Source organism: Brevundimonas kwangchunensis (assembly GCF_039523815.1).
In the GTDB taxonomy this organism is placed as follows: Bacteria; Pseudomonadota; Alphaproteobacteria; order Caulobacterales; family Caulobacteraceae; genus Brevundimonas; species Brevundimonas kwangchunensis.
In genome coordinates, this window is record NZ_BAAAGA010000006.1 from 118,333 (window position 1) to 133,222 (window position 14,890).

General features: G+C 68.8%; 4 protein-coding genes. 3 read left to right on the forward strand and 1 reads right to left on the reverse strand.

The window, feature by feature from the left end:
* Positions 1-10 precede the first annotated feature (10 nt).
* The gene (locus tag ABDZ95_RS13120; RefSeq protein WP_343794407.1) at positions 11-2,029 is read right to left on the reverse strand and encodes a calcium-binding protein; all 2,019 of its coding nucleotides are present in this window, start codon (positions 2,027-2,029) and stop codon (positions 11-13) included.
* A 218-nt stretch (positions 2,030-2,247) separates the two neighbouring features.
* Here ABDZ95_RS13120 and ABDZ95_RS13125 point away from each other — a divergent pair, with 218 nt between their 5' ends.
* From ABDZ95_RS13125 to ABDZ95_RS13135, 3 genes are all read left to right on the forward strand, one after another.
* On the forward strand, positions 2,248-4,023 hold the full coding sequence (locus ABDZ95_RS13125; RefSeq protein ID WP_343794408.1) for a type I secretion system permease/ATPase: 1,776 nt from the start codon (positions 2,248-2,250) through the stop codon (positions 4,021-4,023).
* Positions 4,020-5,339, forward strand: coding sequence for an HlyD family type I secretion periplasmic adaptor subunit (locus ABDZ95_RS13130; RefSeq protein WP_343794409.1), 1,320 nt, complete (start codon positions 4,020-4,022; stop codon positions 5,337-5,339). The genes ABDZ95_RS13125 and ABDZ95_RS13130 overlap by 4 nt, the downstream gene beginning before the upstream one ends.
* A gap of 408 nt (positions 5,340-5,747) precedes the next feature.
* Complete coding sequence (locus tag ABDZ95_RS13135) at positions 5,748-14,825, forward strand: hypothetical protein (protein ID WP_343794410.1); 9,078 nt, start codon at positions 5,748-5,750, stop codon at positions 14,823-14,825.
* The last annotated feature ends 65 nt before the right edge of the window (positions 14,826-14,890 follow it).

Here is a 14,890-nt window from a genome sequence, read left to right on the forward strand (position 1 = left end):
CGAGAACGCGTCAGCCTGCAGGCACAAACGCATAGTCAGCAGAGGTCAGCTGATTTGTGGTTCCCACCATGTTTATCAGGATCAGTTTTTCATAGAACGGGTTTTCGGGACTGAGGACCCGATAGTACTGCTGATGCTCGTTGTTGCCGTAGCGGTCGAACACCAGGACGCTGCCGGGCGAAAACCAGCTCAACTCAAGAAAATCCTGTTGTCCACTGCCACTACTTCCAGCGCCATGAAAGTCGATAATTGTATCGAACGCGCCAGCTGGGTCATCGTAGCGCTCACTGGCCCGAAAGACGAAGACGTCGTTCCCTGAGCCGCCTTCAAGACGGTCTTGGCCGCGACCACCAATCAGGCGGTCGTCGTTGTCTCCGCCGAACAGAAGGTCGTTCCCACCACTGCCATACAGCGTGTCGTTTCCGATGCCGCCTTCCAGTCTGTCGCTTTCGCCCGGATCTTCAGTCCCGAGGCCGTTTCCAAACAGGGTGTCATCGCCGCCGCCACCGATGAGAACGTCGTTTCCGGCGCCCCCCGCGAGCAGGTTGTACCCGTCATGCCCGATCAATCGATTGTCGCCGACATTTCCGTAAGCTGACCTCCCGGTTCCGGTGAGACGAATCTCCTCAACGCCCTCCCCCAAAGAGTAATGGACGGCCGTTGAGAAGACTGTGTCATATCCTTCACCGACTTCCTCGGTGACGACATCGTTCATGTCGTCGACGAAGTACGTATCGTCGCCGACCGAGCCGATCATGGTGTCGGCGCCTGTCCCGCCATCCAGACGATCGTTGCCCCGGCCGCCTTCGAGGTAATCTCCGCCCTCGCCGCCATCAAGCCGGTCGTCATCACCACCGCCGCTGAGGAGATCACTGCCGCGACCGCCGACGAGGTGGTCATTTCCGTCGCGACCGTACAGGTGGTTGCTTCCGTCGTTTCCGACGATGAGATTGTCGAGGCTGTTGCCCTCTCCCTGGATGGCTCGGGCGCCGTCGAGACGTAGAACTTCCACGTGATCCGGCAATGCGTAGTTGCCGATCGAGATCACCTCGTCGCGGCCCTCGCCGTCGAACTCGAAGATCAAATCCTGACTGTCGACGAAGTACTGATCGTCGCCCAAACCACCATACAGATGATCGACACCGTTTCGACCGACCAGGCGATCGTTGCCCTCGCCGCCGTCCAGGATATCGTCGCCACCATTGCCGGAGAGCGTATCATTACCACCGTGGCCCCACAGCTTGTTGTTGGCGTTGTTGCCAGTCATCGTATTGTTCAGCTCGTTTCCGACTCCGAAGATTGCAGCCATGCCCTCGAGTGACAGATCCTCGAGATTGTCCAGAAGCGCATAGTTCACCGTCGATCGGACGCTATCCTTGCCCTCTCCCGCCAGCTCGACGACCTGATCAGCGACCGAGTCGACGTAGTAGATGTCGTCGCCGATACCGCCGACCATGACGTCCGCTCCGGTTCCGCCGTCCATCAGGTCCTTGCCGTCTCCGCCCTCGAGCCGGTCTGCGCCCGCCTGACCAAACAGCCGGTCGTCACCGATACCGCCGCGGATGATGTCGTCGCCGGCGCCGCCGATGCCTTCGTCGTTGCCGTCGCCCAGCAACAATTCGTCGTTGAACCGACTGCCGGTGATCACATCATTTCCGCCCAGAGCATGGACGGTCATTCCCTCGGTCTCGTTCGCGTAGCTCACACGGTTGGCGGTGTCGTCCAGGGTCACCACACGCATCGGGCGCGGACCGTCGGCGGCCGCAGCGCCGCCCTTGCCGCCCGCAGGCTTGTAGGCGAAGACGCCGTCGCGATCGAAGGACAGGGCGTCATGGGCGGATGCGAGATCGGCCGCCGAGGCTGATCGAGCCTTCTCGACACCGCCTTTTCTGGCCGCAGGCTCCCCCGCGTTGGTGGAGGCAGACACGCCGACGATGTCGGACAGAGCGCTGCTGGCGCCCACCACGTCTTCAAAGGCGGTCGGCAGGCCGACGTCCAGAGCAGACGATTTCGTGGAAGATGGGGTCAAGGCTCGATCCTCAATACTGGAGTCCGGGCGCACGCCGTCAGCCGGCGCTGGTCGCCCTTGGGGGATGCCGAGAGTGCGGGGCGGCAGGACCATCCGTCGCAGCTCCGACGGCCTTCACCGCATAGTCCGCGGGCTCCACCGCAAGGCGGCGGCGGAGGCGCGACGGAACTGTTACGGGCGCGGTCGTCCCCGTGTTTCAGACGTCCGGATCCGTCCGCTTGCGCAATCTCATTCTTCCCGCCGCGCCCGGCGCCGAGCCTCTCGCCGAGGCCGTTCGCGCCTGTCGTCCGCACCTGATCTGGGCGGCTGTCTTCTCGGCGCTGGTGAACCTGCTTTACCTGACGCCGACGCTGTACATGATGCAGGTCTACGACCGCGTCGTGCCGACCGGCGGGCTGACGACGCTGGCGCTGATCACGGCCGTGACCGTGTTCGCCCTGGGCACGTTGGCGGTTCTCGACTGGCTGCGTGGGCGATTGATGCTGCGGGCCGGACTGAGGCTGGACCGCCTGCTGTCGGCGCGCATACTCGGCCGGATCGTCGACATGCAGGCGCGAGGCGCAGGCGGGCAGGCGCTACGCGATTTCGATCAGGCGCGCGGCGCGCTGAGCGGTCCGGGCATGCTGGCGCTGTTCGATGCACCGTGGACGCCGATCTATCTGCTGTGCTGCTTCCTGCTGCACCCGGCGATCGGCGTGCTGACCCTCGTGGGCGGAGCTGTCCTGTTCGCCCTGGCGTGGATGAACGAGCGCGACGCACGGCCCCGCATCGAGGAGGCGATGAAGCTGCAGGGCAGCGCCTATGCGGCGCAGGAAGCCATCGCCAGTCAGGCCGAGGTCGTGCGGGCGCTGGGCATGCGCAGCGCCTCGATCGCCCGCCAGATCGACCAGCGCCGCAAGGCCACCGTCGTTCAGGCCGGCGCCCAGTTGGCAGGCGGACGTTACACCGGCGCGATCAAGTTCGTACGTCTGGTGGTCCAGTCGTTCGCGCTGGGCCTCGCCGCCCTGCTGGCGGTCGAGCACCAGATCTCGGCCGGCGCCATCATCGCCTCCTCCGTCCTGCTGAGCCGGGCGGTGGCGCCGATCGAGCAGCTGGTCGGCGCGTGGCCTTCGCTGGTGCAGGGCCGCGCCGGTTGGCTGGCCCTCACGGAGCTGTTCGTCCGCACCGCCTCGGCGGAGCGGGAGCGCACCGCCCTGCCCCCGCCTCGCGGTCGGCTGGAGGCCTCGAACCTCGGCGTCCAGTTTCCGGAGACCCCGACACCCCAGCTGCGCGGCGTCGGTCTGTCGCTGACGCCCGGCCAGACCCTCGGCATCGTCGGCCAGAGCGGCTCGGGCAAGACGACGCTGGCCCGCGTGCTGGCCGGCGCCCTGACGCCTCAGGCCGGCAAGGTGCGGCTGGACGGAGCCGAGTTCGACGCCCGCGACGGCGACGCCCTGGCCCGCTGGATCGGCTACATGCCCCAGACGCCCAGCCTGTTCGCCGGCACGGTGAAGGAGAACATCTCCCGCTTCACGCCGCGCAGCGAGGGCGACGACGTCGATCAGGCGGCGGTGCGGGCGGCGACCGCCGCCGGGGCGCACGAGATGATCCAGCGCCTGCCGCGCGGCTACGACACGCCGCTGGGGCCTTTCGGTCAGGGACTGTCGGCCGGGCAGGCGCAGCGCGTGGCTCTGGCCCGCGCCCTGTTCGGCGAGCCGGTGCTGCTGGTGCTGGACGAGCCTAACGCCAATCTCGATCAGGACGGCGAGGCGGCGCTGATGAAGGCGATCCTGAGCGCCGCCGCCCGGGGCGCGGCGGTCATGGTCATCGCCCACCGGGCCGGGGTGCTGGCCCGCGTCGATCACCTGATGGTCATGGAGGACGGCAAGGCCCGGCTGTACGGCCCCCGCGAGGAGGTGCTGGCCACGCTGCGCGAGGAGCGGGAGGCCGTCCGCCCGCCCGCGCCTGAGAAGGCCTCTGCGCCCCAAGCCCGCAAGCAGGGGAGCCGTGCATGAGCCCGCGTCCGGAAGCCGACGACGCCATCGACGACGCCGCGGTGTTCGAGCCCCGCGTCGGGGCCATCGCCATCGGTTTGTTCTTCGTCCTGTTCCTCGGCTGGGCGGCGTTCGCGCGGCTGGACGCGGGGGCCTACGCCTCGGGTCAGGTGGCGGTATCGGGCAACCGGCAGGCGGTGCAGCACCGGGAAGGCGGTGTGGTCGGGGAGCTGCGGGTGGCCGAGGGCGACGCCGTGCGGCGCGGCCAGCTGCTGATCCGCTTGTCGGCCGGCGAGCTGGAGGCGACCGAGCGTGGCGTGGCCGGTCAGGTCTTCGCCCTGCTGGCTCACCGGGCGCGGCTGACGGCCGAGCGGGACGGCCGGGCGCTGGTGGCTCCGCCCGAGTTCGCCGGCCTGCCGCCGGCCGATGCGGCGCTGGCGAACGCCTCCCTCGCCCTGCAACGCCGCCAGATGGGCGCGCGACGCGAGGGCCGCTCGACCGAGACCGGCGTGCTCGGCCAGCGGGTGGCGCAGCTGAACGAGCAGATCGTCGGCTACGAGCGCCAGATCGCCGCCAACGCCGAGCAGCAGCGACTGATCGCCGAGGAGCTGGAGGGCATTCGCGCCCTGGCCGCTCGCGGCTATGCGCCGATGACCCAGGTCCGGGCGCTGGAGCGGTCGGCGGCCCAGCTGGAGGGCGAACGCGGCGCGCTGCAGTCCCAGATCGCGCGCTCGCGCGAGGCCGTCGGCGAGGCCCGGCTCCAGATGTCGGGCGTCTCCAGCAAGATGAACGAGGACGTGGCCGAGCAACTGCGCCAGATCGACGTCCAGCTGAACGAGCTGCGTCCCCGGCTGAACGAGCTGCGCGCCCAGTTGGCCCGTACCGAAATCCGGGCGCCCGCCGACGGCGAGGTGGTCGGTCTCAGCGTCTTCACGCCGGGCGGCGTCGTGGCGCCGGGGCAGACCCTGATGGAGGTTGTCCCCGCCGACGCATCCCAGGTCATCGTCGCCCAGGTCAGCCCCAACGACATCGACGGCGTACGGCCGGGCCGTGAGACCGAGATCCGCTTCCCCGGCCTGCGCGGCGCCCCCTCGGTGCGCGGCCAGGTCACCCGCGTCTCGGCCGACAGCTTCACCGTCGAGCAGACGGGCGCGGCTTACTACCGCGTCGAGATCGTCGTCCCGCCGGAACAGCTGGCGACGCTGGGCCCCGCCGCCGATCGCCTGGGCCCAGGCGCCCCGGCCGAGGTCGTGATCGTCCTGCGCCCCCGCACGGCGCTGCAATACCTGATCGAACCCCTGACCCGCAGCCTGTGGCGCTCGGGCAGCGAGCGGTAGTCGCCCCCCTCACCTCTCCAGCGAAGCTGGGGAGGGGGACCGCCGCCGAAGGCGGGGGTGGAGGGGTTTGATCAGCGCACGCTTCGAACCCCTCCGTCACGCCGCGTATCCGCGGCGCGCCACCTCCCCATTGCGCGGAGAGGTGCGATGAAGTCACAGAAATAGATCGAAATAGTTACAGAACAATTCACTACACGAAACTGTATTCAATCTCGCATTTACATGGACCGCGCCCCATCCGGCACACCAGATACATGAATATTTGCATGTAACAACTGTTAACTTTCTGAATACTCCAGAATGTAGTCCAGATGGCGAATCCGCCCGTCCTGCACACGCAGGAAGAGCGTCCCCCACCGCGTCGGCTCCCCCCGCCGTCCCGGTATTCGCTGCAATGAGGAAGCATTCATGACCCGCAAGACCGACGCTGCTGCGCGCCCGGCCCCCCGCAAGACTTCGAACCGCCGCGCCAGGGCTGCAGCCCCCGCCGTCGCCCCCTCCACCCTGCGTCGCGATCTCGGCCAGCAGACCAGCCGCTTCGCCCTCCTGACCGCCATCGGCCTGGCCGCCGCGGGCGCCGGCTCGCTGGCTTCGCCGGGCGAGGCCTTCGCCCAGTGCGCGACGAACGGCGTGGCGGTCACGTGCGCGACAACGTCCACCACCAACACGACCGCGCCGCAGAACCCACCTTCGGATCGCGCCCACACGTTCAACAGTGGCGCGAACGCCAGCCTCACGATCGTGTCCGGCGCCCAGATCACAGAGTACGGCGTGGCGATCGAGAACACTGGCGCCGGCGGCGCTTCGGTCCGGAACGACGGGTCGGTCTTCGTTCAGCAAGGCCGGACGCCGCTGGCCGGCGGCGCCGGCGCGGTCACCCTGCGCGGCGAGGGGCCGCTGACCTACTCGGGCGACGGGAGCATCGTGAACGAAGGCGCGGGCGAGGGTCTGCTGGTTCTGCAGGATGGCGGCGGCGCCGTCGATATCGAAACGGCCGGAACAATTCGCGCGACCAACGCCGCCGCAGTCAACGTCCAGTCCGGCGGTGATAGCGTATCGATCGCCACACGCGACCTCAGCGGCGCTCGTGGCCTCGAGGTGTTCGGCGTCGGCGGCGCCTATACCGGCGACCTGAACATCTCCGCGGGTAATGTCACGGGCGCCAATGGCGCAGGCGTCGATGCGTCCAGCGGCGCCTCAGCCACGGCCGCCTTCACCGGCGATGTGTCAGGCGCAACGGACGGCATCCGCCTGCGCGCCGGCGCGGGCGACGGCGGCGACGAGGGCGACGCCAATCTGACCGTCACCGGAAACGTCACGGGCGGAACCGGTTCGGGCGTGGACGTGACCAACGAAAGCTCCGGCGGCATCAACGCCAGCATCGGCGGCGCGGTCAACGCCGGCGGCGTCGGCGTCAGCGCCTCGGCCGAGGGGCCGATCAACCTCACGGTCGGCTCGGTCACGGGCGGAACCGGTGGCATCCGCACGCGCAGCCGCGAGGCCACCGACGGCGCCGGCTTCGGCATCGCCGCCGTCGGCGACGTCAACGTCATCGTCGAGGGCGACATCGTGGTCGCGAACGGCCGGGGCTACGAGCACGTGAACGACGGCACCGGCTCGACCAACTACACCCAGGCCGGCGGCATCACCTCGAACAACGGCGACGGCATCCACATCCGCCACGGCGAGGACAGCGGCGCGATCGACATCGACATCAGCGGTCCGGTCACCTCGACGGGCAATGACGCGGGCGGCGGACCGGCCGACGGGATCGATGCGCAGTCAGGATCGCTGGACGGCGGCATATCCATCGTGGCGGGAGGCGATGTGTCCGGCGCAGGCAACGGCATCACCGCTGGTCTGGATAACCTCGGCGGCTCCGGCGACATCAACATCCGGGCCGAAGGCGATGTGAGCGGCCAAACCGGCTCGGGCATCATGGCGATATCGCGGGGCGTGGAAAGCGACATCGTCATCGTCGCGAATGGAGACGTAACCGGCAGCGACAACGCGCTCGGCATCGTCGCCGAACTGGGCAACGAAAACGGCGACGGCGGCATCGGCATCGCAACGACCGGGACCGTGACCGGAGGCGTAGGCATCGCAGTCAGAAATGCCGGAAGCGGTGAGGTCCTGGTCATCGCGAACGGCGACGTCACTGGCGCCGTCGGGCTTGGCATTGGTGCCAGTGGCGAGGGTATGGTCGCCGTCATGCTCGGCGGACACGTCACAGGCGCAACCGATGGGGTGAGGGTGGCGGGTGGAAATGGTGGCGGCGACGTGACAGTCACGGGCACCAACGGCGCCAACAGCCGGATTACCGCCGAGGGCGGAACGGCCCTGACGGTCCTGAACGGCGGCGGCGGACGCACTGCGGTCAATATCGCGGGCGCCATCACCGCGACCGGCGGTGCAGGCGTGGATGTCGAGGACACCCCTCTGGGCGGCGCCATTGAGGTCACGGTCGGAGACGTGAGTTCAACGGGCAGCTACGGGATCAACATCGAGTCCCGGTCCGAGCGCCGGACGGGCGTTTCCGTTCTGGCCGAAGGCGACGTTTCCGGCACGCTGGGCGGGATTAACCTGAGCGCCTCGCCGCAGAGCGGGAACATCTCCGTCCGAACCCGCGGCACGGTCGAGGGCGGGGTCGGCATAACTGTCTCCGGCGGCGATGCGAGCGGGGGGATCAGCATCGTCGCCGAAGACACGGTGACGGGCACGACCGGCGCCGGCATCCGGGTGAACCACAATGACGGCACCCTGGCGATCACGGCCACTTCCGTGACCGGCGCGACCGACGGCATCTCGATAAACACCACGGGCGCGGGCGGCCAGGTCATCGTGAATGGCAGCGGCAATCTGACGGCCCAGAACGGCAGCGGCATCGACCGCTTCAACCCCGGCTCGGACCCGTTCTCCTTCACCTGGGGCGGCGTCATCGACGCCACCAACGGCGACGGCGTGAGGGTGCGTGACACGGTCAACGGCGGCGACATCACGATCGACGTCGGCGCCGTGACGGCGCGGGGGACGGCGGCGAACACCTCCACGGCGGACGGGATCGATATCGAATCCGAGTCTCTCACGGCCGACATCGATGTCACAACGGCCGGGCATGTCCAGGCGGACGGATATGGCATTCTTGTTAACCATCTGAACGAGGATGCCACGGGCGATATCACCATCCGGGCGGCCAGTGTGACCGCAGGTGAGAATTCGCAGGCGATCTCGGCGTTCAACGCAGGGTCGGGCGCCGTCAACATCACGACGTCCGGCGCCGTAAGGGCGACCGATGACGCCGCGATTTTCGCGGAAGGACGCGGTGACATCAACATCGTCGCCAATGGAGACACGTCGGGGACGACGGCTGTCGATGTTCTGACTGGCCAAGGCTCTTCCGGGAACGTTTCGGTGAGGGGCGAGGGCAACTTCAGTTCGACCGATGGTGACGGCATCTCTGTCGCTAACTCCGGTACCGGAACCGTCACGGTGGCTATCACCGGGGACGTCAACGCGACGGGCGGAAGCGGCGTCTTTGTTCTGGCTTCGAACTCGAACGCCGTTGGGGGTGATGTCAATATTACGACCGGAAATGTCACCGCGACGGACCTTGGGATCTATGGTGAGACGGATTCCAGGGACGTCACAATCAGGGCGCAAGGGGATGTCGTCGCCGGTTCGACGGCGGTTGGTGCGCGTATTTACGACACCGCCGGCGACGCGGACATCGACATCAGGACAGACGGCGCCGTACGAGGTGGAGGGGTGGGCATCTTCGCCGACAACTCAAGCCTCGGCGACGTCAACATAACCGCCAATGAGGTGGTCGATGGGGACGAGGCCGCCGGCATCTTCGCCAACGGCCGTCGCAACGTCACTGTCGAGGCCAACGCCACGGTCACCGGCGCGACCCGCGGCGCGACCATCATCGGCGGCGAGGCGGGTGTGGTCGGCCCGATCGAGCAGGACATCGTCGTGCGCGGCACGGGCGGCTTCGTCGGCGAGGCCGGCGACGCCCTGAACATCACCAACAACGGCCGCGGCGATGTGCGGGTCAACATCTCGGGGGCCAGTTCGGCGACCGGGGGCAGCGGGATCCGCATCACGGACACGGCCGACGCCGGCGACATCGACATCACCACGGGCGCCGTCACCGCGACCGGCAACGCGATCGCTGCCGTGTCCCAGTCCAACACGGGCAATGTGAGCGTCACCGCCAACGGCGACCTGACGGCCGGCGACACCGGCGTCATCGCCGGGTTGCAGAGCAACCTGGCCACGGGCGACGTGACCGTGCGGACCAACGGCGCGGTGCGCGGCGACTTCGGCATCTCGGCCGGCAACGCCGGGATCGGCGACGTCGACGTGACCACCAACGGCGACGTCAGCGGCGCCCGCTTCGAGGGCCTGCGCGCCGAGGGCCGTCGCAATGTCTCGGTCGAGGTCAACGGCAATGTCGCGGGCGGCCGCAACGGCGCCGTCATCATCGGCGGCGAGGCGGGCGTACCCCAGGCCGAGCAGGACATCACCGTGCGCGGCACGGGCGGCTTCACCAGCGGCGCCGGCAACGCGCTCGACATCACGAACCGTGGTGGCGGTGATGTGCGGGTCGATATCTCCGGCGCGACCTCGGCGACGGGCGGCAGCGGGGTTTACATCGCCGATACCGTCGACGGCGGAAACATCGACGTGACCACCGGCGCGATCACGGCGACGGGTTCCACCACGTCCGCCGGCATCGACATCGTCTCGGCGTCCGAGACCGGCGACGTTACCGTCCGCACCAACGGCGACGTCAGCGCATCTGGCGCGGGCATCATCGCAGGGCTTGGCTCCGCCGACAGCGAAGGCGACATCAGCGTTACCACCAACGGCTCGGTTCGCGGCATTCGTGGCATACTGGCCGCAAACAGCGGCTCGGGTGATATCGACCTGGTCGCTGAGGGCCGCGTCACGGCGACCGGTAGCGCAGCCGAATCCCACGGCATTACCGCGACCGGCCGTCGCGCGGTCAGCGTCACCGCTAACGACACCGTGACCGGCATTAGCGGCGCGGTCATCCTTGGCGGCGAGGCCGGTCAAGCCGATGACGTCGAGCAGGACATCACAGTGCGCGGAACAGGCGGGTTCGTCAGCCGTGACGGCGATGCTTTGCTGGTGAGCAACCGCGGTCATGGTGACGTGCTGGTGGCGATCTCCGGCGCGACCTCCGCGACCGGCGGCGTCGGTGTCCGAATTCTCGACACGGCCGAAGGCGGTGACATCAACGTCACCACCGGATCGGTGTCATCCTCAAGCAGCGATGGCATTCAGGTCGAGGCCCTGACAGAGACTGGCGATATCGCGATCACGAGCAATGGCGACATCAACGCCGGCTTCGTCGGGATTTTTGCAGGTCTCTCGGAGGACGCGGTCGGTTCGATCGATATCACGACCAACGGAAGCGTGACCTCAGCCCAAACCACCGGAATTGTCGCACAAAACCAAGGGCGCGGCGCTATCAGTGTCACCGCAAACGGCGACGTCACGGCTGCGCGAGGCATCGGGATTACTGCCTTCGGGCGCGACGATGTCACGGTTCGCGCCGACGGCAGGGTGGCCGGGCAGTTCTTCGGCGCCTTCATCCAGACCGGCGAGACGGGCGTCGACAGCGACGTTTCTGTCAGGGGCGAGGGCAGCTTCGTGGCGACCCAAGGCAGCGCGCTGGTAATCCAGAATAACGGCACGGGCGACACCGAGGTCGACATCTCGGGCGCCAGCAGCGCGACGGGCGGCTCGGGCATCGTGATCGTCGACACCCGCGACGGCGGCAATGTCGATGTGACCGTCGGGGCGGTACGCGCCACGGCTACTGCGGCCGCGCCGACGGCTTATGGCTACGACGGGCGGCTGAGCACCCTCACGGGCAACAACCGCCTGCGCACCACGGGCGACGTCTATGGCTCGACCGGCGGCATCGTCATGGGCCTGACCGGCGACACGGCCACGGGTGAAGTCTCCCTGATCACCGACGGCGACGTCGCGGGCGGCTTCGGCATCCAGGCGTTCAACGCCGGGACCGGCGCCCTGTCGGTGACGACGAACGGCGACGTGACCGGCGAGACCGGCAGCGGGCTGCAGGCCATCGGGCGCGGCGCGGTCAGCGTGGCGGTGAACGGTCAGGTGACCGGCGCCTCGCAGGGCCTGATCGTTCAGGGCGGCGAGGCGGCGCGCGGCGACAATATCGTCGTGACCGGAACCGGCGCCATCACCAGCGGCGAGGGCAATGCCGTCTTCCTCAGCAACCGCGGCAACGGGATCGTCAACTACGACCTGTCCGGCGCCCTTTCGGCCACGGACGGCGACGGTCTGTTCCTGCGCGACACCGAGATCGGCGGCGACATCACCGTCCGGACCGGCGACGTCACGGCTCTGGACGGGATCGGCCTGAACATCGTCAGCCTGTCCGACACGGCGGACATCAACCTGACGGTCGAGGGCGATGTGGCGGCGGGCGAGTTCGGCGTGCTGGCCATGCTGGCCCACAACCAGGGCACGGGCGTGCCCAATCTCGCCACCGGCGCGATCCGCGTCGTGACCAATGGCGACGTCACCGCCGAAAGCGGCATCCTGGCCATCGGCGGCGGCCAGGGCGGCGCGGTCGATGTCGAGGTCAATGGCGACGTGACCGGCACGGATGGCGCGGGCGTCTCCATCGGCGGGACGGGCGATGCCTCCCTGCGGGTCGAGGGCTCGGTCACGGGCTCGGTCACCGGCGCGATCGTGGCCACGACCGGCGACATCTCCGTCTCGGGTGCGGGCGACTTCTCCGGCGGCACGGGCGCGGGTCTGGCTCTCGACGGACAGGGCGATGGCGACATCGTCGCTGACCTGACCGGCGCGATCACGTCCGAAAGCGGCGATGCAGCCCTGGTGGCCAGCATGGGAGAGGCTGACGGCGGCGACATCAGCCTGAACGTCGGCGACGTGACGGCCAACGGCGCGGCCTCGCGCGGTATCGACGTCTATTCGGCCTCGAACACCGGCGACATCACCGTCTCGGCGGGCGCCGTGAACGCCGGCAGCGTCGGCATCCGCGTTCTGCGCGAGATCGACGCCACCGGCGCGACCGGCAATATCGCGATCGCCGTCGACGGCCCGATCCAGGCCGACACGGGCATCTTCGCCCGCAACATCGGCGCGGGCTCGACGACCGTCGTCGCCACCGGCGCCATCTCGGCGACCGACGGCAGCGGCATCGTCGCCACGGCCCAGGGCGGCGCGGTGTCGGTCCAGGCCGGCACGGTCAACGCCGCCGGAACCGACAGCGCTGGCGTCTCCGCCCAGCGCACCGGCGCCGGCGCGGGCGACGTCACGGTCGACGTCGACTCGGCCCGCGGCGCGCGCGGCGTGGTCGCCAATAACAGCGGGGCTGGCGACGTCGTCGTCACCGCCGACACGGCGACCGGCACGGCCGAAGAGGCCATCGTGGCCCAGAAGCTCGGCGCCGGTTCGGCCGGGGATGTCGACGTGACCGTGGCTTCCGCCACCGGCCGCCGCGGCGTCCTGGCCAGCAACCAGGGTGCGGGCGCCACCCGCGTCACCTCGACCGGAACGATCACCGCCTCCGGAACCGAGGGCGTCCTCGCCTTCGCGGCCGGTGCGGGCGGGGTCTCGGTGGACGTCAACAACGTCACCGGCGGCACGATCGGCGTGGCCACCAGCAACATCGGCTCGGGCGCGACCGACATCGCCATCAACGGTCTGGTCACCGGCAGCGAGGCCGGCGTCCTGGCCGCCTCCAGCGGCGACCAGGCGGTCAGGATCAACAACGACGGCACGATCCGCAACAGCTCGAACCGTTCCTTCGACATCGCGCTCCAGGCGGGCGGAGGTCAGATCGACCTGACCAATGCGGGCACGATCTTCGGCCGCCTGATCCTGCAGGGCGACGCCAGCAACACGATCAACCGCGGCAGCTGGAACGGCATCGGCGGCCAGAGCGATTTCCAGGGCTCGGACGATCGCCTCGTCAACACGGGCAGCGGTGTGATCACCGGCGGCTCCGACGCGGCGACCGCCGAAAGCTCGCTGTGGCAAGGGCTTGAATCCTTCCGCAACGCGGGCGTCCTCGACCTGTCGGATGGCGGCATCGGCGATCTGATCGCCACCTCGGCCAATACGGTCTTCGCCGGCGGCTCGACCCTGCAAGTCGACATTGGCGGGACGAACCTCGCCGACGTGTTCCGCACCACCGGGGCCCTGACGATCGAGGCGGGCGCCCGGCTTGAAGTCGGCTCCGTCCAGTCGCTGTCGATTGGCCAGCGATACATTGTAGCGGCCGCCGCCAACGGTCTGACGGGCGAGTTCGACTTCGAGGAGCGTCTGGTGTCCGCGTTCCTGGGCCTCCGCGACGGCTACACCGCGACGCAGGCCTATCTCGAACTGTGGCAGATGCGCAGCTTCGAGGAGGCTGGCGACACCTGGAACCGTCGCGAGACGGGCCGCGGGGTCGACAGCCTGCCGATGGACAATCCGCTGCGCGAGGCCGTGCTGGTCCTGCCTGACGACGGCGCCGCCCGCGCGGCGTTCGACCAGCTGTCGGGCGAGATCCATCCGGCCATCCGCCGCGCGATGAGCGAGGGGACCCGTCAGTCCCGCGAGGCCGTTCTGGATCGTCTGGAAGAGCCGGGCGAAGGCCGCTTCTGGGGTCACGCCTCCTACCAGCGCGGCCGGGTCCCGGGCGACGGCAACGCCGCCAGCACGGACCTGACCTCCAACAGCATGCTGTTCGGCGCCGATGGGAACATCGCTCCGAACGTCACGGTCGGCGTCGCCGCCGGCTGGCTGGACACCGATGTCGAGCTGGACTCCCGCAACAGCAACGGCACGGCCCTGAACGTCCATGCGATGGGCTATGCCGGCGTTCGCATGGATCGCTGGAGCCTGCGCGGCGGGGTCGGTTACGCCTGGACCTCGATCGACACGGAGCGGACGGTCGCCTTCCCGGGCGTCACCGACCGCCTCCGCGCCGAGTACGACGGCTCGGTGCTGCAGGCCTTCATCGAGGCCGGTTACCGCATGCCGACGAACGGCGGCTATCTGGAGCCGTTCGTCAACGTCACAACCGTGCATGCGAACACCGACGCCTTCAGCGAGACGGGCGGCGTGGCCCGGATCGTCGGCGAGGGCGTCCGTGACGACCTGACCCTGTCGACCGCCGGCTTCCGCATCCGGACGATCCCGTCCGGTCCGCTGTCGGCCCGCGGCATGGTGGGCGTGCGTCACATGAACGGGGACATGGCGCCGACCGGCCGTCACCACTTCCCGGGCGGCGACACCATCTCGATCCTGAGCAGCCTGCACTCGGACATGTCGATGGTCGCCACCTTCGAGGCGGACTGGCGTCTGACGCCGTGGCTGAGCCTGGGCGCCGCCTTCGAGGGCGCCCACGGCGACGAGGGCGGCGATCACGCCGTCCGCGGCCAGCTGAAGGTCGCCTTCTAGGCCCCCTGCCCCGGCCTCGGACGCGATTTCCGAGGCCGGGCGTACGGGCATGGACATGAAAGGCC